Origin of the sequence: Celeribacter sp. PS-C1 (genome assembly GCF_019429625.1) — a bacterium.
Classification (GTDB): domain Bacteria; phylum Pseudomonadota; class Alphaproteobacteria; order Rhodobacterales; family Rhodobacteraceae; genus Celeribacter.
The window spans coordinates 33,352-55,499 of sequence record NZ_JAHXRW010000008.1; the positions used below are offsets into that span (position 1 = coordinate 33,352).

Annotated in this window: 19 protein-coding genes; 7 read left to right on the forward strand and 12 right to left on the reverse strand. The window is 60.4% G+C overall.

What is annotated here, in order from left to right:
* Positions 1–44: 44 nt before the first annotated feature.
* The 6 genes from J5Y17_RS12570 to J5Y17_RS12595 all read left to right on the forward strand — a co-directional run bounded on the left by J5Y17_RS12570 (position 45) and on the right by J5Y17_RS12595 (position 7,283).
* Entirely contained in the window at positions 45–995 is a 951-nt protein-coding gene (locus tag J5Y17_RS12570; RefSeq protein WP_219785607.1) for an ABC transporter permease, read from the forward strand.
* A 13-nt stretch (positions 996–1,008) separates the two neighbouring features.
* Positions 1,009–1,890 carry an ABC transporter permease gene (locus J5Y17_RS12575; protein WP_219785608.1) on the forward strand — a complete coding sequence of 294 codons (882 nt, stop codon included), beginning with the start codon at positions 1,009–1,011 and terminating at the stop codon, positions 1,888–1,890.
* Position 1,891: 1 nt separating this feature from the next.
* Positions 1,892–3,217 (forward strand): FAD-binding oxidoreductase, encoded by a 1,326-nt coding sequence (locus J5Y17_RS12580; RefSeq protein WP_219785609.1) that lies wholly within the window; start codon positions 1,892–1,894, stop codon positions 3,215–3,217.
* Positions 3,218–3,257: 40 nt separating this feature from the next.
* Positions 3,258–4,610, forward strand: a complete 1,353-nt coding sequence (locus J5Y17_RS12585) for an FAD-binding oxidoreductase (protein ID WP_219785610.1) — start codon at positions 3,258–3,260, stop codon at positions 4,608–4,610.
* A complete protein-coding gene (locus J5Y17_RS12590; RefSeq protein WP_219785611.1) occupies positions 4,607–5,527 on the forward strand; it encodes a glyoxylate/hydroxypyruvate reductase A in 921 nt (306 codons plus the stop codon). The genes J5Y17_RS12585 and J5Y17_RS12590 overlap by 4 nt, the downstream gene beginning before the upstream one ends.
* Positions 5,528–5,777: 250 nt before the next feature.
* Positions 5,778–7,283, forward strand: a complete 1,506-nt coding sequence (locus J5Y17_RS12595; protein WP_255572073.1) for an FAD-binding oxidoreductase — start codon at positions 5,778–5,780, stop codon at positions 7,281–7,283.
* Between the two features lie 150 nt (positions 7,284–7,433).
* Here the strand turns inward: J5Y17_RS12595 and J5Y17_RS12600 are convergent, their stop codons facing one another.
* The 11 genes from J5Y17_RS12600 to chvE all read right to left on the reverse strand — a co-directional run bounded on the left by J5Y17_RS12600 (position 7,434) and on the right by chvE (position 19,264).
* On the reverse strand, positions 7,434–7,652 hold the full coding sequence (locus J5Y17_RS12600) for a hypothetical protein (protein WP_219785612.1): 219 nt from the start codon (positions 7,650–7,652) through the stop codon (positions 7,434–7,436).
* Between the two features lie 153 nt (positions 7,653–7,805).
* Positions 7,806–8,675: an SMP-30/gluconolactonase/LRE family protein gene (locus tag J5Y17_RS12605; RefSeq protein WP_255572074.1), complete on the reverse strand. Its 870-nt coding sequence runs from the start codon at positions 8,673–8,675 to the stop codon at positions 7,806–7,808.
* A 10-nt stretch (positions 8,676–8,685) separates the two neighbouring features.
* Positions 8,686–9,291, reverse strand: a complete 606-nt coding sequence (locus tag J5Y17_RS12610) for a 2-dehydro-3-deoxy-6-phosphogalactonate aldolase (RefSeq protein ID WP_219785613.1) — start codon at positions 9,289–9,291, stop codon at positions 8,686–8,688.
* Complete coding sequence (locus J5Y17_RS12615; RefSeq protein WP_219785614.1) at positions 9,288–10,223, reverse strand: 2-dehydro-3-deoxygalactonokinase; 936 nt, start codon at positions 10,221–10,223, stop codon at positions 9,288–9,290. Before J5Y17_RS12615 ends, J5Y17_RS12610 begins: the two co-directional genes overlap by 4 nt.
* 4 nt (positions 10,224–10,227) lie before the next feature.
* Entirely contained in the window at positions 10,228–11,742 is a 1,515-nt protein-coding gene (locus tag J5Y17_RS12620; protein WP_219785615.1) for an aldehyde dehydrogenase (NADP(+)), read from the reverse strand.
* A gap of 35 nt (positions 11,743–11,777) precedes the next feature.
* Positions 11,778–12,689, reverse strand: a complete 912-nt coding sequence (locus tag J5Y17_RS12625; protein ID WP_219785616.1) for a dihydrodipicolinate synthase family protein — start codon at positions 12,687–12,689, stop codon at positions 11,778–11,780.
* Positions 12,690–12,704: 15 nt separating this feature from the next.
* Positions 12,705–13,634 carry a Gfo/Idh/MocA family protein gene (locus J5Y17_RS12630; RefSeq protein WP_219785617.1) on the reverse strand — a complete coding sequence of 310 codons (930 nt, stop codon included), beginning with the start codon at positions 13,632–13,634 and terminating at the stop codon, positions 12,705–12,707.
* Positions 13,634–15,379 (reverse strand): L-arabinonate dehydratase, encoded by a 1,746-nt coding sequence (araD, locus tag J5Y17_RS12635; protein ID WP_219785618.1) that lies wholly within the window; start codon positions 15,377–15,379, stop codon positions 13,634–13,636. Before araD ends, J5Y17_RS12630 begins: the two co-directional genes overlap by 1 nt.
* A 24-nt stretch (positions 15,380–15,403) precedes the next feature.
* On the reverse strand, positions 15,404–16,615 hold the full coding sequence (mmsB, locus tag J5Y17_RS12640; RefSeq protein WP_219785619.1) for a multiple monosaccharide ABC transporter permease: 1,212 nt from the start codon (positions 16,613–16,615) through the stop codon (positions 15,404–15,406).
* A gap of 11 nt (positions 16,616–16,626) precedes the next feature.
* Positions 16,627–18,144 (reverse strand): multiple monosaccharide ABC transporter ATP-binding protein, encoded by a 1,518-nt coding sequence (gene mmsA / locus J5Y17_RS12645; RefSeq protein ID WP_219785620.1) that lies wholly within the window; start codon positions 18,142–18,144, stop codon positions 16,627–16,629.
* Positions 18,145–18,211: 67 nt separating this feature from the next.
* On the reverse strand, positions 18,212–19,264 hold the full coding sequence (chvE, locus tag J5Y17_RS12650; protein ID WP_219785621.1) for a multiple monosaccharide ABC transporter substrate-binding protein: 1,053 nt from the start codon (positions 19,262–19,264) through the stop codon (positions 18,212–18,214).
* Between the two features lie 214 nt (positions 19,265–19,478).
* Between chvE and J5Y17_RS12655 the strand changes: the two genes are divergently transcribed.
* The gene (locus tag J5Y17_RS12655; RefSeq protein ID WP_255572076.1) at positions 19,479–20,354 is read left to right on the forward strand and encodes a LysR family transcriptional regulator; all 876 of its coding nucleotides are present in this window, start codon (positions 19,479–19,481) and stop codon (positions 20,352–20,354) included.
* 459 nt (positions 20,355–20,813) lie between these two features.
* Here J5Y17_RS12655 and rhaI read toward each other — a convergent pair whose 3' ends face one another.
* Positions 20,814–22,088 (reverse strand): L-rhamnose catabolism isomerase, encoded by a 1,275-nt coding sequence (gene rhaI, locus J5Y17_RS12660; RefSeq protein ID WP_219785623.1) that lies wholly within the window; start codon positions 22,086–22,088, stop codon positions 20,814–20,816.
* Positions 22,089–22,148: the final 60 nt, after the last annotated feature.

A 22,148-nucleotide genomic window follows, 5' to 3' on the forward strand; every position in this document is an offset into this window, starting at 1 on the left:
CCTTCGGCTGGCCCCCATAACAATCGCACAAGGAGGGCGGCGACATGCTGCGCTATATTCTCTCCCGGCTCGGCCAGAGCCTCATTCTCTTGCTGATCGTCTCCTTTATCGGGTTCGCCGTTCTGACGCTCGCGCCCGGTGGTCCGCTGTCGCAATTCGCGCTCAGCCCCGGCATGACACAGGAACAGATTGACAAGATCGCCGCGCAGATGGGCCTCGACCGCCCAGTTGTCGTTCAATACTTCGACTGGATGTCCAATCTCGTCGTGGGTGACTGGGGCACCTCTTATCGTGACGGGCAATCGGTCCTGCACGTGATAGGCAGCCACCTCTTCGCGACCCTTCTTCTCATGGGCACCGCGACCGTCATCTCGGTTTCTCTCGGCAGCACGATCGGCATCTTCAGCGCGCTGAAACGCGGCTCGGCCTTTGACTACGCGACAACGGTTTTCGCCATGGTCGCCCTGTCGATCCCGACCTTCTGGTTCGGCCTGATCGCGATCTACTTTTTCTCGCTTAACCTCGGATGGTTGCCTGCAGGCAATATGTACACCGTCGGGGATGGCTCTGTGCTCGACTATGCGAGCCATTTGATCATGCCGGCTGCGGTGCTGGCGCTGGTCGATGTCGCAATCTGGAGCCGCTACATGCGCACCTCCACCCTCAACGTGATCAATCAGGATTTTGTCCGCACGGCGAAATCAAAAGGCCTCCCGCGCCGCCGTGTTGTGCTCAAACATATCGTCGGGAACTCTCTCGTGCCCATGATCACTCTGGCTGGTCTGCAGTTGCCCATGGTCTTGGGGGGCGCGCTTGTCACAGAGACCGTGTTCACATGGCCGGGCATGGGACGACTGTTCCTCGATAGCCTCGGGTACTCCGACTATCCGGTCGTGATGGGCCTCTTGATGGCCTCTGCCATTCTCGTCCTGGTCGGCAACCTCGCCGCCGATCTCATCGTCGCCCTGATCGACCCCCGCATTCGTCTCGACTGAAGGATTGCCTGATATGAGCTCACTCACAGCGAATACCCCCGCGCGCCGTCCCTTCATCAAATCCCGTGCCCTGCGCCGGTTTCTGAGCCACAAGCTCGCTCTGATCGGTCTCATCATGGTGCTGACGCTGACGGCGGCCTGCTTCATCGGTCCTTTCCTCCTGCCTTATGACGAACTGCACATCGACCTGATGGCCCGCTTTGCGCCGCCGGGAACGGGTGGGCATATCTTCGGCACCGATCCCTTGGGCCGTGACATCGCGGCGCGCCTGTTCCACGCCGGTCAGATTTCCATGGCCGTGGGCTTTGCGGTGATGATCATCGCCACCACCATCGGCTCCGTCGTTGGCGTGGTCTCCGGCTACTACGGCGGCAAAGTCGCCGCAGTCCTGATGCGGATCGTCGATGCGTTCCTCTCTTTCCCATCGGTCTTTCTACTCCTGGCACTGGCCGCGTTTATCCAACCCGGCCCGGTGATGATCGCTCTCATCATCTCTGCAACGAGTTGGATGGAAGTCGCGCGGATCGTGGAGGCGGAGGTCAAATCGCTCCGCAATCAGGATTTCGTCCAAGCCGCACACATGCTCGGCCTGTCGAACCGCTGGATCATGTTCCGTGAGTTGCTGCCCAATGCCATCGGCCCGATCATCGTCGCCGCGACCCTTACGGTGGCCCGTGCCATTCTGTTAGAAGCCTATATCTCCTTCCTCGGATACGGCATCCAGCCGCCGCTCCCGAGTTGGGGCAACATGCTCAACGGCGCGCAGCAATACCTGCAATCCGCGCCGTGGCTTGCCATCATTCCGGGCCTTGCAATCACCATCGCTGTGACCGGTTTCAACTTCATCGGAGACGGGTTGCGCGATGCGTTCGACAGCCGCGCACAGGGTGAATGAGATGAAACCCAAGTTCTCCGAATTCAAAGACACGCTTTGGTATGCGACTGCGCCGGAGGCCCCGGCCACCCAGCCTTTGCGCGGTGAGGTCACCGCAGATGTCTGTATCGTCGGGGCGGGTTACTCCGGCCTGACGACAGCCCTCGAACTGGCACGACAAGGCGTTTCTGTCGTTGTTTTGGAGCGTGAGGAGATCGGCTTTGGCGGCTCTGGCCGCAACGCGGGCCACTGCACGCCGACCTTCACCCATTACAGCCTGCCGGACCTGCGCAAGGTGCTCGGAGAGCCTTGGGCAGAGCGGTTGATCCACCGCCAAACCCGCGCGAATGACAAAGTGGGAGAGATGATCTCCAGCTACAATATCGACTGCGAATGGGAGCAGAACGGTTATGTTCAGGGCGCGCTGTTTCCGTCGCACCTCAAGACCCTCGCAAAGCATGCCAAGACTTATAACGAGGTTGGCGCACGCACGCGGATGCTCGACCGTGACGAAGTGCGCGACATCACAGGCAGCTCGCGGTTTTACGGTGGCTGGCTCCATGAGGAAGCGGGCGGGCTGAACGCACTTGCTTATGCGCGGGGGCTTGGGCGGGCTGTGCTCTCCGAAGGCGGTCAAATCTTCACCGGAGCAAGTGTTACGGGATGCGAACGCGAAAACCAGTCATGGGTCGTCAAAACCCAACGCGGATCGGTCCGGGCCGAGAAGGTGATCTACACCACGGGGGCCTATACCGTTGCCGGTTGGCCCAAGCTCGAAGAAACCTTCCGCATCATGCGCGTGTTCGTCGCAGCGACACAGCCGCTCTCTGCGGCCTCGCAGGCGGCTGTCCTGCCAAAGCGGACAACCATTCAAGACGGGCGCGGCGATATCTATGTCTACAAATACAACCGCGAGAACCGCATCGTCGCCTCCATGTTCCCGATGGGCGCACGCGGCAAAGATCCGGCCTACACGCGCAAGGTCCTCTCCGATCGCCTGAAATGGCTCCACCCGGAGCTGCGCGAGGAGTTGCGGTGGGAGTTCTTCTGGTTCGGTGAATTGGACATGCAGCGAAAAACAGTGCCGCGTCTCTACGGCCTCGCGCCCGGTGTGGTGGCGATGACCGGCCTCTCGGGGCGCGGTGTGCCGACCGGGTCGATGATCGGCGGCATCCTGTCCGATTGGGCGCTGGGAGTGTCCGAGACCGACCTCGATCTTCGGATTGAACCCCTGAGCAAACAACCCCTCTACATGAATTTCGCGCCCCAAGCGGCGCTGCGCGGCTATCGCCTGCGCGACGGTTTGCGGGCTGCACGGCAACGCGCACCGCTCCCTCCACACGCATAATTTTTTCAGAGCGCAACGCGCTTCATTTAGGAGAACCACCATGCCGGGACCGCAACTTGATCCGGTCGAGAGCAACCCCAATCTGCCCACGGAAGTCGATGTGGTGATCATCGGCGGCGGGATCGCGGGGGTTTGCGCCGCGCTCGAACTTATAGATCGCGGGAAAACCGTCGCGATCTGCGAAAAGGGCGAAATCGGCGCCGAACAATCCAGCCGTAACTGGGGCTGGGTGCGGCTCACCCACCGTGACCCCCGCGAAATGCCGCTCATGGTTGAATCTGTCCGTCTCTGGAAAGCCATGAACGACAGGATCGGCCACGAGACCGGCTACCGGCAATGCGGGGTGACCTATACCGTCGCATCCGAAAAGGCGCTGGCGGTCGAACGTCAGGCGGCAGAAGACCTGCAGAAATATCAAATCCCGGCGCGTATTCTGACGCGCGAGGAGGTCGAAACAGACTTTCCCGGTTTCTCGATCGACATCAAAGGTGCGCTCTATAATCCCCATGACGGGCGCGCCGAACCCCAAAAAGCGGCGCCGGCCATTGCCCGCGCCGTTCAGGAACGCGGCGGGAGCGTGCATCAAAACTGTGCCGTGCGCACCCTTGTGACGAAGGACGGCAAAGTCACGGGCGTCGTGACCGAACATGGGACGATCAAATGTTCGGTGGCATTGCTTGCGGGCGGTGTCTGGTCACGCCTGTTCCTCGGCAATCTCGGCATTTACCTGCCGCAGTTGCGGACAAAGAACACAGTTATGCGGACAGAGGCAGTGGAAGACGGACCGGAGCAAACCTTGAAAGCACCGGGGTTCGCCATGCGCAAACGTCTCGACGGGGGCTACACCATCGCCTCTTCTGCTCCAAGCCGCTACCAACTGACCCCGGACAGTTTCCGTCTCCTGAAAGCCTTCTTGCCGACACTGAAAAACGAATGGCGCGATGTATCCTTGGGGATCGGGCCAGCCTTTTTCGACGCATTGAAAACGCGGCGGCGCTGGACCGCAAAGGATGTCACCCCGTTCGAGAAGACGCGTATTCTAGATCCGGAACCCGACACACCTTTGATCGACAAAGTTTTGGATGTGGTGAAGCGCGGCTATCAACCGTTCAAGTCGGCAAAAGTGGCGCAGCGTTGGGCCGGTTACATTGATGTGCTGCCCGATGTGGTCCCCGTCATTTCCGAAACCGAAGGTGTGAAAAACGGGATTGCAGGGCTCTATGTGGCCACCGGTTTTTCAGGCCACGGTTTTGGCCTCGGAACGGGGGCCGGGCTTTTGGTGGCGGACCTCATCACCGGCAAGGCACCCTGCGTTGATCCGACCCCCTTCCGCCTCCATCGTTTTTCGGATGGCAGCAAGATTAGCCCGATGGAGAATATCCTTCAGCGATGACGATTTTACTGAATGTAACGGACCAAGACCGCCTCGATGCGTTCCATGAGGTGTTCGCGCGCGAATTGCCGGACATTGCGGTTGTGACGAGCGAGATGGCTTACCCACGCGAAGACATTCGATATGTTTTCACGTGGCGGCCGCTCGACGATTGGTCATCACTCCACAATCTGGAAATCGTGTTTTCGGTCAGCGCCGGCATCGACCAGTTCGACGCGCTGCCGGAGCATATCAAGCTTGTCAAAATGGTGGATCCGAACAACACCCAGAAGGTGGTCGACTACGTCCTCGCCGCATGCCTGTCCTGCATGCGGGATTTTCCAAAATACGCGGACCGGCAGAGACAGAAAACATGGATCGCAGACCCGAGTGGCACGACGACCGAAACCACAGTCACCATTCTCGGACTTGGCGAGATCGGAGAAAAGGCCGCGCGGACGCTCGCGTCCGTCGGCTTTTCCGTGACCGGATGGGCGCGCAGCCCGCGCGCGATTGAGGGCGTAACCTGCAAGACCGGCAAAGACGGGCTGGACAGTCTTTTGGCGGATGCTGATATTGTGGTCTGCCTTTTGCCGCTGACCGATGAAACGCGCGGCCTTCTCTCACGCCGGTTCTTCGACCGGATGAAGCCGGGGGCGAGCCTCGTGCACACCGGTCGCGGGGCGCAGTGCGTCTTTCCCGATCTGGCCGACGCACTCGAAAGCGGACAGCTCGGGAATGCGATTGTCGATGTCTTTGAAACCGAACCGCTCCCGCCGACCGATCCCATTTGGGAGATCCCCAATCTACTGATCACCCCGCATATCGCAGGCCGGACAGACGCCCAAACTTCCGCGCAAAACGTAAGCATGAACCTGAAAAGATTGCGCGACGGCAAAAACCTTTTGTGGTGCGTGGATCGAAGCAAGGGCTATTGAGACACCGCACCCTCTCGTGACCAACGCCGATGCCGCACCCCTGCTAAAGTTCCTCGACTTTTCAGGGCGACAGAAGAAACCAAAACGTAGCGCATCACGGCCAGCGAAAAACTCAGGCGACGTCTTGAAGCACTTGAAAGGTAAGCAGTTTGACATGCGCGGTCGACATAAGAACGCCCTTCCCCACTCAAGCCACGTTCCGCTGACGCCGCCCGACTTCTAAATTTCCGGTCTGAGTTCTTCCATAAATATGCTATCTTCAAGCAGGCGGAACATACCGCACGTCAGGCAATGTCTAGGCAAGGAACCCCGAATTTCACACGGGAGGGACTTTAAGATGACGATGCTGAAGACACTTCAAAGAACCGATGAGTTTGTGGAGGAAGACGCCCTTGAGGCCTTGGCGAATGGTCTACGTGGCGGCGTTTTTTCAGATGGAAGCCCGGAATACGAAGAAGGGCGCACCCTCTGGAATGCAATGGTAGATCGCAAGCCGGGGGCGGTCATCCGCGCCAAGGGGGCTGCAGACGTTCAGGACGCCGTCAATTTCGCGCGCAACAATGGGCTCTTGATGGCAATACGCTCCGGCGGGCATCAGATCGCGGGCCACGCCGTTGTTGAGGGCGCCCTCCAGCTCGATCTGTCACATATGAACTCCGTTCGCGTGAACCCGTCAGAAAAAACGGTTCGCGTTGAGCCGGGGGCAACGCTAGGAGATGTGGATCGCGAAACGCAGGTCCACAATCTTGCGCTTCCAGTCGGCATCAACTCCACGACGGGTATCGCTGGCCTCACCCTTGGAGGCGGCTTTGGTTGGCTCACGCGCAAATATGGAATGACGATCGACAATCTCATCTCGGCCGATATCGTGACTGCCGATGGCGCGGTACGCCTCGCGAGTGAAGATGAAAATTCAGATCTTTTCTGGGCGATCCGCGGCGGAGGCGGCAATTTCGGGATCGTCACCTCATTCGAGTTTGCGGTCCACGACATCGGTTCTGAAGTTTTGTCCGGGCTCATCGTTCATCCGATTGAAGCGGGCCCCGACCTCCTGAAGGAATACCGGGAAATCGCGAACGCTGCACCAGACGAAATGACGGTCTGGGTTGTCATGAGGAAAGCCCCTCCATTGCCCTTCCTTCCCGAAGAGTGGCATGGTCGCCCTGTTCTCGTCTTTGCAGCCTGTTACACGGGGGACCTGTCAAAAGGAGAAGAGGCGCTTGCTGGATTGCGCGCGCTGGGAGAGCCGATTGCGGATGTCATCAGTCCTCATCCCTACGTCGGATGGCAAACCGCCTTCGATCCGCTTTTGACACCGGGGATGCGGAACTATTGGAAAAGCCACGACTTCGAAGACCTTTCCGATGAGGCGATCACCAAGTTGACCTCTGCGATTGAGGGCTTACCGGACCCGAACTGTGAGGTGTTCATTGCCCATGTCGGTGGAGCAATGGCGCGCATCCCGGTGGGTGAGACCGCATATCCGGAGCGGTCTTCGCATTTCATCATGAATGTGCATACGCGTTGGGAAGAGGCCTCGAAAGACGCTGAGTGTATCGATTGGGCACGACAACTGTTTGATGACATGGCGCCCTATTCGACGGGGAGCGCCTACGTCAACTTCATGCCGGATGATGAAGTTGAGCGGGTTTCCGGGGCTTATGGTGCAAACATGAAGAAGCTTGGTCAGGTCAAAGCCAAATATGACCCCGGAAACTTGTTCAGGGTGAATCATAACATCGCACCCGCCGAATAAATCGGGTCGCCGCCATCGGACCTCGCCGAGGCTGGAGAAGATCATAACGGCTCGATCAGATGCGGGAAGATTTGTTTCCGTCTCGTCGCGGCAAAAATGCGTGCCAGCTCCCAGAAGATAAGGATGGGTGCTGGCACCCACGTTTTCACATCACGTGTTGTCGTCCGGCGGCTTTTTCACGATCGTCTGAATCCAGAATATGCAAACAGCACTAGTGCCCCCAAGGATCAGGATGGGGCCGCCCGTAAAGAACAACCCCGGGAGACCCAGACCCGTCATGGTTTGAAAGAGCAAGACGAGCGCGACACCACCGGCGCCAAGTGCGACCAATCCGAGCACAACAACAGCGACAATCTTAAGGTCGGACATTTGCCGCTCCTCCCTCTGAAGCACCGTTGCCGTAAAGCGTCCAAGACCTTCACTTCGTAGATGCTTATCTCACCAAGACTGTTTTCGCATCATATCCCGCCGGTTGCTATGCCGCTTTGACAGATCGCAAGTCACGCGCACACCGAGATCGGCCTAAGCCTTTTCCAGCACAACACGCGGCTCGAACCGCCCGTTTACGCCGGTCGCAACCTTGAACACACAGCCCTCACCTGCGCGCGGATCACTCAGATCTTCGGTCGCGGTTGTGGCGAAGAGCGTGCTCGCCCCCTCCCCGCCAAACGCAGGGCAAGACGGCTGTCGAGCGGGAACTGGGTGCTCGGACAGGAAACTGCCGTCGGGGGTATAACGGGCAATGCGGGACGCGCCCCATTGCGCATTCCACAGGCAGCCCTCGGCATCGACGACCGCACCATCAGGGTTCAGCCCTTCGCCGGTCAGGTCAATGTGAACCTGCGGGGCATCAGAGGGCCAGCCGCTCGTGTCTAGCGCCTGACGCATGATCCTGTGCGTTGTGGTGTCCGCGAAATAGGCGGTGCGCCCGTCGGCGGAAAAGCAGATCGCATTCGGGATGGTGATCCCGGAATGCAATTTGCGCAACTCCCCCCCAAAATACCGATAAATCGCCCCCGCGCCCGGCTGTGCCTGTTTGCCCATGGTGCCGATCCAAAAGCCGCCCATCGGGTCGGCGCGCCCGTCGTTCGAACGGGTTACGGGATCGTCGGCCTCCAAACCGATCAACTCGACACGCGACCCGTCCCTCAGATCAAACAGCGTCAGCGCGGTCTCGGAGGCGATCAGCAGCTTGTCGTGGTCCACCCAACCCGCCGCAGAGGCATGCGCGTCGAACTGCCAGACCTCTGTGCCGTCCGCTCCACGGCAATGCAGGCGCTTGCCCATAATGTCGAACCAAAACAAAGCGGCCCGTTCGGGGTGCCACAAAGGCCCCTCGCCAAGCTCGCAGATACGGTCGTCATACATGGTGGCACTCATTGGGGTCGTCATGCGGGGCTCCTCAGGTGTAGCAGGCATCAAAGGCCGCGACGATTTTCTCCGCTTTCGCGCGGACACTCAAAGGGGTGTCGTCCGGTTTGTAAAGCGCCGTGCCGATGCCGAACCCTGCCGCCCCTGCCGCATGCCATTCGGCGAAGTTCTCCGCACTCGCCCCGCCCACGGCCAGCATCTCGCAGCCCGCAGGCAGCACGGCTTTGATCGCCTTGAGCCCCGCAGGACCGATCAAAGAACCGGGAAAGAATTTAAGCCCGTGCGCGCCCGCGTCCAAGGCGGCGAAGCACTCGGTCGGTGTCATGACGCCGGGATAGGACAGCATGCCCGCGGCCCGCGTCGCGCGGATCACCGCGGGGTTCATATTGGGCGAGACCACCAATTTGGCACCGATCTGCGCCAGCCTTTCGACTTCCGCCACAGAGAGCACCGTGCCTGCCCCGATGGTGGCCCGATCCCCAAAGGCCTCGATCAGTGCCGCGATGGAGGTAAAGGCCTCCGGCGAGTTGAGCGGCACCTCGATCTTGGTGATGCCTGCGGCGATCAGCTCGGCCGTGACGGCCTCTGCATCGGGGGGCGTGATGCCACGCAGAATAGCGATGAGATTGCGGCTCATATCTGGGTCTCCGATGAGAGATTCTGTGAGAAATCCGGTGAGAAAACAGTGTCGAATGCAGCGCCAAGGCCCAAAAGGGACAGCGCACTGCCGGACTGGCAGTGGGCCACCGTGCCCAGCGTTTCAAGCGCGGATCGGTAAAGTTCGGCAAGGCTGTCGTCGCCAATGATGGTGACCGAACGACCCAGCCAGCGCGCGCGGGTGGCGGCAAGCTCTTGTCCGATCAGCAGGCCCGACAAACGGCTTTTGGCCATTTCCGGGCGCAGTCCGGCGACAAGCCCCTCCGCACGCAGGGAAAAGAGCGCGGCGGTCAGACGCTCGGGCTGTTCCACGGCCTCGCGCACGGCGGCGCTAAAACTGGGCATCGACAGAGGCGCATCGCTTTCGACGCTGCGCCGGAGCACCGATTGCCGCGACAGAAGTGCGAAAAGCTCTCCCGTCATGACCGTGCAAAAACCTTGGATCGTGCCATCAGAAACCTGCACCCATTTGGTGTGCGTGCCTGGCAGACAGAGCGTCCCCTCAAACGCGGGGTCATTCACGAGAAAGCCCGCGATCTGGGTTTCCTCGCCGCGCATCACATCGGCGGGCTCCGCCTGGCTGGCACCGCCGAGGATGCGGACATCGAGACGGGCGTCTTGTGTCGGCACGCGGGTCGCCTCGGGCGCAGTCAGGCGCGCTGGGGTCGCGCGATACGGCGCCTCGCACCAACCGTCACGCGCCCCCGCCATGCCGCAAATCAGCACTTGGGTCTGGCCATCCTCAGCCAGCAAGTCTTCGGCGATCTCAAGAAAGGCTGGCTCGAACTCCTCGGAAGAGAGCCTGCCCATCCCTTTGTCAGACCGCCGTTCGACCATCGGCGTGCCCGCTGCATTTAGCGCCCAAAGACGCAGCGCGGAGGTCCCCCAATCGACGGCGATCCGTGTCGTCATGGCCTCACACCAAGTCCTTGGGCAAAACATCCATCGGAATGTTCTGATAGCAGACGGGACGCAGGAAGCGGCGGATGGACAGGGTGCCGACGGAGGTGGCGCCGAAGTTGGTCGAGGCCGGATAAGGCCCGCCGTGCACCATGCTGTCGCAGACCTCGACGCCTGTCGGGAAGCCGTTGGCAAGCACGCGGCCCGCCTTGCGTTCCAGCACCGGCAAGAGACGACGTGCGAGCGCCGCGTCGCCCTCGTCGAGGTGCAAAGTCGCGGTGAGCTGGCCGCTAAAGCTGCGGGCGACGCGGTCCATTTCGTCCGCGTCCTTCGCGACGACCACGAGGCCCAGAGGGCCGAACACCTCTTCGGACAGCGCGTGGTTGCCGAGCCAGTCGGAGGCGGCCACTTTAAAGAGGAACGGCTTGGCCTCGCGCTGGTCGCACATGTTGGTCAACAGATCCTGAACCCCTGCCTGCGCGCCGATGGTCGCCGCACCAGAGGTGTAGGCCTTGGCGATGCCGTCCGTCAGCATGACCTGCGCGCCTTGCTCCGACAACGCGGCGCGCGCGGCCTCGACAAAGGCTTCGGCCTCGCGGCCTTCGATCACCACGGCGATGCCCGGGTTGGTGCAGAACTGGCCCGCGCCCATGGCAAGCGAGCCCGCCCAGCCTTTGCCAAGCTCTGCGCCACGGGTCGAGATCGCCTCGGGCAGCATGAACATCGGGTTCACGGACCCAAGCTCGCCGAAAAACGGGATCGGAACCTCACGCTGTGCGCAGAGATCAAAGAGCGCGCGCCCTCCCGCGAGCGAGCCGGTAAAGCCGACGGCGGTGATCAGCGGGTGCTGGACCAAAGTTTGCCCGACGATGCGGTCATCACCTTGCACGAGGGAGAAAACGCCCTTGGGCATGCCGCAGGTTTGGATCGCGGCATGGATGGCTTCGGCGATGATCTCGCCGGTGCCGGGATGCGCGTCATGGCCTTTGACGACGACAGGACACCCAGCGGCCAGTGCTGCGGCGGTGTCGCCGCCTGCGGTCGAAAAGGCGAGCGGAAAGTTCGAAGCGCCGAAAACGGCGACGGGACCGATGGGGCGCTGCATCATCCGCAGGTCGGGACGCGGCAGCGGCTGACGATCAGGCAGGGCTTCGTCATAACGCCGGTCGAGATACTCGGCGCTCAGGATGTGACTTGCAAAAAGGCGCAGTTGGCCGGTGGTGCGCCCGCGCTCGCCGTTCAGACGCGCCTCGGGCAGACCGGTTTCCTGCGTGCCGATCTCTGTGATTGCCTCGGCGCGGGCTTCGATCTCATCCGCGATGGTGTTCAGAAAAGCGGCACGGGCCTCGCGGGTCGAATAGCCATAGTCCCAAAACGCCTCTTCGGCGGCGTCACATGCGGCATTCACATGCGACGGCGTGCCCTTGGAAAAACTATGCGACGGTCCGTGCGCGGGAGCGGATTGGAAGCTCTCGTCACCGGCAACCCAAGCGCCTGCGATGAGATGTTTGCCATGCGGGGTGAAGGTCATGTGATGTCCTCTCAGAATATCGGAAGTGTCGGGGCTTATTTGCCCCAGCTCAGAACCAGCGGATCGAGCGGCTTCAAAAGCTCAATCAAACGCGTGCGAATGGCGGGATGCAGCGGCGCGACGGGGTGACGGCACATCTCCGATTTGATGACGCCGCCCTCGACCATCGCGGCCTTGCACGATTGCCAACCGCACTGACGGTTTTCATGATTGATCGCCATGGCGACGCGGCCATAGGCGGCGGTGGCCTCGTCATGGCGGCCCGCATGGAAATGCGTCAGAACGGGCTTGATCTGATCGACGATCATGCCCGAGGTCATCGAGCCGGTCGCACCCGCGTCGAGATCGGCCAAAAGCGTGATCGCCTCTTCTCCATCGAACGGCGCCTCAATCGCATCGCCGCCCTGTTCGATCAGAGCGCGGATTTTATTCGCGGCGCGGGGGCATTCGATTTTGAACAGTTTGACCATCTCAATTTCTTTGGCCATCCGCACCAGAAGCGGTACGGAGAGATCGACGCCCGACATCGGCGCGTCCTGCACCATGATCGGAATGCCGACTTCACCCACGGCGGCGAATTGTTCAAAGGTCTGCTCCGGCGTGCCCTTCAGCGTGGCGCCATGATAGGGCGGCATCATCATCACGATGTCCGCGCCAAGAGATTTTGCCAGCCGTGCACGCTCGACCGCGATCTGTGTGGCATAGTGCGAAATGGTGACGATCACCGGCACGCGTCCTGAGACATGTTCAAGCGAGAGGCGCGTGAGCATTTCGCGCTCGGCATCCGTCAGAAGGAACTGTTCGGAGAAGTTTGCGAGGATACAAATCCCGTCGGCGCCTTGGTCGATCAGGCAGTCCAGAACGCGTTTCATCCCGTCAAGATCAAGCGTGCCATCGTCATTGAACGGGGTCGGGGCAACAGGCCAAATGCCGGTGTACTGGGTCATGGTATGTCTTTCGGATTATTCGATGAAGGGCTCTACAGCCGTGCGTCGACCGAGAGAGAGGGCATCACAAACATGGATCATCGGGCGCAGGTCCATATCCACGGCACCGCGTGTCAGCAGATCGGCCATTTTCGCGTAAAGGCGCGGGTATTCGCCCGCCAGCGGGTTGTCGTCGTCGAGCGCCTCGTCGACGCCGTCGATCCGGATGCGGGCGCCGCCATCAATGAGCGTGAGCGTGCCTTGCGAGGTGACCGCTTCGATGGACCAGATTTGCTCGCCCTCCTGACGGAAGTCGAAGTCGGCGGTGACAGAGGCACCTTCGGGATGCGCGAATGTCAGCTCCGCCGCAATCGGCGTCTGGCAGTTTTCGGGCACCAAGAGATGCGCGTCTGTCAGGTGAATGTCATGCGGAAGGATTTCCGTGACAATCGAGAGCGCATTGATGCCCGGATCAAAGACCCCCATGCCGCCCGGCTCCCAAATCCATGCCTGACCGGGGTGCCACCGGCGCACGTCCTCTTTCCACGTCACCTTGAGAGAGGTGAGGTGTTTGTCCGCAAGCCAGCCTTTGGCGACGGCGACCTTATCCGCCTCGCGCGAATGCCACGTGGCAAAGAGCGAGACGCCATTTTCGCGCGCCAGCCGTTCCAGCGCGTAGCACTCCGCAAGCGTCGCGCCCGGAGGTTTCTCCAGCATCACATGACGCCCTGCCCGAAGGGCTTTGGCGGCGACCTCAAAACGCGGCACGGGCGGCAGGCAGAGAGACACGACACGGATGTCATCGCGCGCCGCAAGCAGCGCGTCGATGTCGTCGAAGTGCTCGACGCCCTCGACCTTGCCATGCCGCGATACCGCCGCCGACAGGGTAAAGTCGGTGGAGGCTGCAATCGCAGGGACATGTTGGTCCACCGCGATCTTGCCGATCCCGATGAGTGCAATATCCATCAATGGCTGTCCTTTCCTACGTCATTGCCGCGACAGCCTTTGAGAAAATCGAGATCGGCCCCTGTATCGGCCCCCTCGACATGCTGTTGGTGAAGCCAGGCGTAGCCGCTTTCGGGTGCACCGCCGAGCGGTTGCCACTCGGCCAGACGCGCGGCGAGGTCTTCATCGGAAATATCGAGGTGAAGGCGGCGGTTCGCCACGTCCAACTCAATGAAATCGCCGTTCTGCACCACGGCCAACGGGCCACCGGCGGCGGCTTCGGGCGAGGTGTGCAGCACAACCGTGCCATAGGCCGTCCCCGACATCCGCGCGTCGGAAATGCGCACCATATCGGTGATGCCTTTCTGAAGTACTTTCGGCGGAAGGCCCATATTGCCGACCTCGGCCATGCCCGGATAGCCTTTTGGGCCACAGTTTTTCATAACCATGATGCAGGTCTCGTCGATGTCGAGATCCGGATCGTTGATCTTGGCTTTATAGTCGTCGATGTCCTCGAACACGACCGCGCGACCCCGGTGTTGCAACAGGGCGGGCGTGGCGGCGGAGGGTTTGAGCACCGCGCCTTTCGGGGCAAGGTTGCCTTTGACCACCACAATACCACCCGACTGGGTCAGCGCCTGATCGGTGGGCAGGATCACGTCTTCGTTGTGGTTCTGCGCGTCTTTGACCTCGTCCCAGATGGAAGCGCCGGAAACGGTGAGCGCGTCCTTGTGCAAAAGCCCGCCCTCGCCCAGACGTTTGAGCACCACGGGCAAACCGCCCGCATAGAAGAACTCTTCCATCAGATACTTGCCCGAGGGCATGAGGTTGACGATGGTCGGCACGTCGCGCCCGCAGCGGTCCCAATCTTCGAGCGTCAGATCAATGCCCACACGGCCTGCCATGGCCAAAAGGTGGATCACAGCGTTGGTAGAGCCGCCGATGGCCGCATTGGTGCGGATCGCGTTCTCAAAGGCCTCTTTGGTCATGATGTCGGAGGGTTTCAGATCGTCCTTCACCATCTCGACGATGCGACGACCGGACATTTGCGCGATGACGCGGCGGCGGCTATCGACGGCAGGGATCGCGGCGTTGCCCGACAACGCCATGCCGAGAGATTCCGCCATCGACGCCATGGTCGACGCCGTGCCCATCGTGTTGCAGGTGCCCGTGGACCGCGACATCGAGGCCTCGGCTTCGAGGAACTCGTCCTGCGTCATCTCGCCCGCCTTCACGGCCTCGGAGTATTTCCACAGATGGGTGCCCGAGCCGACGCGTTCGCCTTTGTAATAGCCGTTGAGCATCGGCCCGCCGGTGACGACGATCGAAGGGATGTCACAAGACGCCGCCGCCATCATCAGAGACGGCGTGGTCTTGTCGCAGCCCACCATCAGAACCGCGCCGTCCATCGGCTGTCCGCGAATGGTTTCCTCGATGGAGAGCGCCGCAAGGTTGCGGAACATCATCGCGGAGGGGCGAAACGTGTTCTCGGAGGCGGAAAACACCGGCACTTCGACCGGGAAGCCACCGGCCTCCCAGATGCCCGCTTTGATCTTCTCGGCCAGCTCTTTCATATGCACGCCGTTGCAGGGCGACAGCTCGGAGAAGGTGTTCAGAATGCCGATGATCGGGCGCCCGTCGAACAGATCATGCGGATAGCCCTGATTTTTAAGCCAGCCGCGGTGGTAAATCGTGTCGCGGGAATTGCCGCCATACCATTCCTGAGACCGCAGTTTGCGGGGCCATTTTGCCGGTTTGAATGCCATTGGAGTGTCCTTTCAATGACAGGCTCAGGCCTGTTTGTTCTTATTGTAGACGTCGAAGAAAACGGCCGCGAGCAGCACCAGGCCTTTGATCACCTGTTGGTAATCGATGCCGATGCCCATGATGGACATGCCGTTGTTCATCACACCCATGATAAAGGCGCCCACCACGGCCCCGATGATCTTGCCCGAGCCGCCCGACATGGAGGCCCCGCCGATGAACACCGCCGCGATCACGTCAAGCTCAAGCGCAAAGCCCGCTTTCGGCGTCGCGGTGTTGAGGCGCGCGGCAAAGATCATGCCCGCCAGCGCCGCCAGAACGCCCATGTTGACGAAGGCGAGGAAGGTGAGGCGTTCGGTCTTGATCCCCGACAGTTTGGCCGCCTTTTCGTTGCCGCCAAGGGCATAGATGCGGCGCCCGATGACGGTCCGCGAAGTGATGAATGCATAGACCATGATCAGCACGCCCATGGTGACGACGACGTTGGGCAGGCCCCGGAAGGTCGAGAGTTTGAACATCAGGAACACGATCGCGGCAGAGATGATCGCGATACGTCCCCAGAAGAGACCTGCGGGTTCGTCCGCGATGCCATACTGCGCGTTGCGGGCGCGGGATTTGAGACCCATCTGGATCACGGCGGCGGCGCCGAGCAGGCCGAGGGCAAAGGAGAGCACGTTGAAGTTACGCGCGCCGAAGAGTTGGGCCAGCCCCGTGCCCCAAGCGGCAGGAAAGATGTCTCCGACGAAGCCCGTGGAAAGGATTTGGAACTCGCGGGGGAACGGGCCGACAGACTGACCTTCGAGGAGCCAGAGCGACAGGCCACGGAAGACGAGCATCCCCGCCAGCGTCACGATAAAGGACGGAATGCGCCAAAAGGCAACGAAATACCCCTGCGCCGCGCCGATCAGGCCACCGACCACGAGACAGATCGGCACGGTCACGGAGACCGGCATATCCATTTCGACGATGAGCACGGCAGCAAGCGCACCGACAAACCCCATGACGGAGCCAACGGAAAGATCGATATGCCCCGCGACGATGACGATCAGCATGCCGAGCGCCATGATGATGATGTAGGAGTTCTGAAGGAACAGGTTGGTGATGTTGACGGGGCGCATCAGCGTGCCGCCTGTCACGATCTGGAAAAAGGCCATGATCGCGATCAGCGCGAAAAGCAGGCCGTAGTCACGCATATGGCCGGCCAGGTGGGCTTTGATGCCTTTCTGAGAATTCGTCATTTTGATGTCCCTTATTCGTTGACGATGAGCGACATGATGCGCTCCTGGCTGGCTTCTTCGGCGGACAACTCGCCCACGAATGCGCCTTCGTTCATCACATAGATGCGGTCACACATGCCGAGCAGTTCGGGCATTTCCGACGAGATCATGACGACCCCTTTGCCCTCGGCGGACAGCTCGTTGATGATCGCGTAGATTTCATATTTCGCGCCGACGTCGATGCCACGGGTCGGCTCGTCGAGGATCAGAACCTCGGGCGCGGTGTTGAGCCATTTGGCCAACACGACCTTTTGCTGGTTGCCGCCCGACAGGTTGCCGACTTTCTGGAACACCGAAGGCGTGCGGGTGCGCAGCGCCTCGCGGTATTTCTCCGCCACCTGCGTTTCGGCATGGCTGTCGAGCACCCCGTTGCGCGATACATTGTCGAGTTTCGCGAGCGTGGTGTTGAACCGGATGGTTTCATCGAGCACGAGGCCAAGATGTTTGCGGTCCTCGGTCACATAGGCCAGCCCCGCCTCAATAGCGCGCGGCACGTTAGACACATCGACCGGCGTGCCATGCAGCTTCACCGTGCCGTCGATATTGCGGCCATAGCTTTTGCCGAACACGGACATGGCCAGTTCGGTGCGCCCGGAGCCCATGAGACCTGCGATCCCGACAACCTCGCCCGCACGCACGTTCATGGAAATGTTCTTGATGATCTGGCGCTCGGCATGTTCGGGATGCCAGGCGTTCCAATCCTCGATCTCGAGCAACATGTCGCCCGCTTTGCGCTCCCGTTCGGGATAGCGGTCGGACATATCGCGGCCCACCATGTCGCGCACGATGTCGTCTTCGGAGAGCCCCGCCTTGGCGTCAAGTGTCGAGACCGACATGCCATCTCGGATCACGGTGACCGTATCGGAGACATAGCGCACCTCGCCCAGCTTGTGGGAAATGATGATCGAGGTCACACCCTGCGATTTCAACTCAAGCATCAGGTCCAAAAGCTTTTGCGAGTCGTTTTCCTGAAGTGCGGCGGTCGGCTCGTCGAGGATCAGCAGGCGCACGTCTTTTGAGAGCGCCTTGGCGATTTCCACGAGCTGCTGCTTGCCGACGCCGAGGCTGTCAATCAGCGTGGTCGGGCTTTCCTTGAGGCCGACTTTGCGCAGCAACTCTTCGGTGCGGCGGTTGGCCTCGTGCCAGTTGATCACGCCGCCGTTTGCGGTTTCGTTGCCGAGAAAGATGTTTTCAGCAATCGAAAGCTGCGGGACGAGCGCAAGCTCCTGGTGAATGATGATGATGCCACGGTCCTCGCTGTCGCGGATGCCACGGAACTCGGCGAGGGCACCGTCGTAATGGATTTCCCCATCGTAAGTGCCAGCCGGGTAAACGCCCGAGAGCACTTTCATCAGGGTGGATTTGCCTGCGCCGTTTTCACCACAGATCGCGTGGATTTCTCCCTCCGCAACCGTCAGGCTCACCTTGTCGAGCGCTTTCACGCCGGGGAACTCTTTGGTGATGGAACGCATTTCAAGAAGCGCGGTCATGCTGATCTCTTGTCCTTTAAAAGACCCGCCCGCATGAGGATGAGCGGACGGGTCGAGGGAGGATGGCTTACTTGACCTGATCTTCGGTGTAGTACCCGGAGCCGATCAGGATCTCTTCCCAGTTGGAGGCGTCAACGGCGACGGGTTCCAGCAGGTAGGAGGGCACGACTTTGACACCGTTGTCATAGGTATCGGTGTCGTTGATTTCCGGCTCGGAGCCGCCGAGAACCGCATCGACCATGCCGACGGTGACTTTTGCCAACTCGCGGGTGTCCTTGAAGATGGTCGAATATTGCTCGCCTGCGAGGATCGACTTGATGGATTGCACTTCCGCATCCTGCCCCGTCACGATCGGCATCGCCAGATCGCCGGAGCCATAGCCCACGCCCTTGAGCGAGGAGAGGATACCGATGGACAGACCATCATAGGGGGCGAGCACGCCGTGCACTTCTTTGTCGGTGTAGTTGGCGGACAGGATGTTATCCATACGCGCCTGCGCTACAGCGCCGTCCCAACGCAGCGTGCCGACTTTGTCCATGCCCATCTGACCGGACTGGACCACGATCGAGCCATCGTCGATCAGCGGCTGGAGCACGCTCATCGCACCGTCGTAGAAGAAGTAGGCATTGTTGTCGTCCGGCGAGCCGCCGAACAGCTCGACGTTGTAGGGACCATCACCAAAGCGGGCATTGAGGCCTTCGACAAGCGAGGTCGCCTGTTGCACGCCGACTTTGAAGTTGTCGAAGGTGGCATAGTAGTCGACGTCGCCGCTGTCGCGGATCAGGCGGTCATAAGCGATGACCTTCACGCCCGCAGCCGCCGCGTTCTCAAGCGCGTTCGAGAGCGTGGTCCCGTCGATGGCGGCGATCACAAGTGCGTCGACGCCTTTGGTGATCATGTTCTCGATCTGAGCGAGCTGGTTGGGGATGTCGTCCTCTGCGTATTGCAGGTCGGTCGTGTAGCCAGCGGCTTCCAGCTCCTTGACCATGTTGTCCCCGTCGGCAATCCAGCGCGCCGAGGATTTGGTCGGCATGGCGATGCCGACTAGGCCGTCAGCATAAGCCGCGGACGCGAAAGCAATGGCCGCGGTCGCCGCGGTCAGCATGGTTTTGATCTTCATATTTTCCTCCCGTTGGGTCCAAGCGCTCCATTCTCCCGCGCTTTGGTCCCGACATTTGCGATGCGACCCGTCTCCACAGGTCAGCTCGAGAACTAAAAGAAAGTTTACATCACTGTAAAATGAACTTATCGACCATCTGTATGCTCAAAATGTTATATATAGGGAGCGCGAAATGCAGTTCGTTCGAACACTGAAGCCCGGATACCTGGAGTTTTTGCTTAAGATTCATGAAGTTGGACAGTTGCAGGTCGCCGCGCGCGTGCTCAACATGACCCAACCCGCCGCCTCGCGTATTCTCAAAGATATTGAGGAACGCTGCGGCACGACGCTCTTTAAACGCACGCCCAAGGGGATGGAGGCCACCCCGGCTGGGGAAATTTTCATCAAACACGCCCGTCTTGTGCTGGCGGGTTTGGACAATTTGGAAAAGGAAATCTTCGCGCTGGCGACGGGTGTCGCGGGGGAGGTGAGAATCGGATCGGTGACAGGTCCCGCCATGGGCGTCCTGATCCCCGCGATGAAGGCCCTGCGCGACCGCGCCCCCGGAATCTCCATCAGCATCGACGTCGCCCCCTCGGTCGATTTGGTGCGCGGCCTGGATGAAGGGCGGTTCGATTTCATCATGGCGCGGGTGCCCCCCACACATGACAGTCGGGATCTCCATGTGCATCCGGCGCGCAACGAACAGGTGCGACTTCTCGTCAACGACGACCACCCGCTGGTCGGTCGCTCCGACGTAACACTCAAAGAGCTTTCGAACTACGAATGGATCATGCAGGAGCGCGGCTCGCCGATCCGCGAGGCAGTGGAGACGACATTCTACGCCGCAGGCCTGCCGCCGCCCGCGCGGGTGGTAAACTCCTCGTCGCTTTTGGTCGCGCTGGCGCTCCTGACAAGCTCCGACATGATCGCACCGCTGTCTGAAGAGGTCACAGCTTTGATGACAAGCGAGGGACTGGGGGCGCGGCTTACCTTGATCGAAGCCGCAGATCTGATGCCGGTCTCGCCCTATTTCATCATTCGCGAACAAACCCGAGACCTGACCCCGGCAGCGTCACTCTTTTACAAACAAATCCTGGCCGAGCTTTGACATTGTCGCCCTCCTTCATCTCTTCATCGAAGGCGACACCTCGCACGTGTGTCTGCTCTTGCAGATCGCGTGGATATCTCGGCTGCACTTACCGCCCCCGCAAGTCATCGACAGCTGCCGCATCTGAACCCGATCTCACCGACGGCTTTTTTCATACCCTGCACTCGGGAGCGGAGGTAACCAAATGAAATATCTAATAAAATTCTCGACCTGACATCCATGTTGACGCGCAAAGCATCAAAAAATGACATGCAAGTCGATTACAATCTAATCTTCTAACAAAGACGACGCAGCCCCAAGACTGCGTCGCGAAGCCTCAACGTCACTGAAACTAGGGAAATTTAGATCCGAAAGCGATCTGGCCTAATGGGGGAGCCTTCGCAAATCGAAGTGAGAAGCCACAGCAATTCGAAAAATCGACATGGCCTCTCATCGGCAACTCTCAATGACAAAAGCCGATCAAACGATCCCGCCGCCGGCCCCGGACACTTTGGGGCGTTCGGACGCGACCTTCGCGCGATATCCCGAGGCGCGATACGTCATGACCGGATCAATGGCTGCACCTGCCTCAAGCCGCGCCATTTGCAGGATCGGATCGACATCGGTGCGGAAGGCTGCACGCAGCGTGGCAGACGCCATGAGCGCATCGTTCGCGTCCTGATAGCCCGCAAGTGCGGCACGATCTACGAGGCTCGCCTGCACATAGGCGCGCTGGATTTCCATCGCGGAGATCATCAGGCTCTCGATCGGATCGGTCACATTGTGGCTCTGGTCGATCATGTGCGACAGGTCGAGGCCCGGCGTGCCCTCGGCGTCCACCAGCTCATTCCAAACGAGGAACAGGCGGTAGGGTTCGATGGTGCCGCTGTCGAGATCGTCGTCGCCGTATTTCGAGTCGTTGAAGTGGAACCCGCCAAGTTTGCCCGCGTGAATGAGCCGCGAGACGATCATCTCGATGTTCACATTCGGCGCATGGTGACCGAGGTCCACGAGACATTTCGCCTTCTCGCCCAGTTCCTGCGCGGTCAAAAGCGAGGTGCCCCAATCCTGAACCACCGTCGAATAGAAGGCCGGTTCGTAAATCTTGTGTTCGGAGAAAATCGACCAATCCTCCGGCAGACCTTTGTAGATGTCCTTCATCGACGACAGGTATCGTTCGAACTGGCGGCCCATGTGGGTCTGGCCCGGAAAGTTTGCGCCATCGCCGATCCAGACTGTGAGCGCCTTCGACCCGATGCTCTCGCCAATCTCGATGCATTCGAGGTTGTGCTCGACGGCCTGCGCGCGGGTCGCGGCGTCTACATGCGAGAGCGACCCAAATTTATAGGACTGCGCCTGATCCGGCTGATCCTGAAACGTGTTGGAGTTCATCGCATCAAAGCTCAGCCCATGCTCCTCAGCCTTCGCCAGAAGATCAGAAGGCGCGGCTTTGTCCCATGGAATATGCAGCGACACGGACCCTGCGGCTCCGGTCAGCTTGTGGATCACACCGCAGTCGTCGAGCTTGTCGAAAATGTCGCGCGGCTCACCCTCGCCGGGGAAACGCGCAAAACGTGTCCCGCCTGTGCCCGTGCCCCAAGATGGCACCGCCACGGAAAACCCTTTGGCGCGCTCTTTGATGGCGTCGATGTCGACACCTTTGCGGGACAGTTTTTCGCCCAGGGCGTCGTAATCTTTCTTCAGGTCAGCGTCGCGCGTGGCGTTCTGAGCCTCGATCATCGAGTTCTCGATCATGTTTTCCTCCCATGAAAGATGCGCGCGCCTCGCGTCAGGAGGCGCGCGTCACGGTCTCTG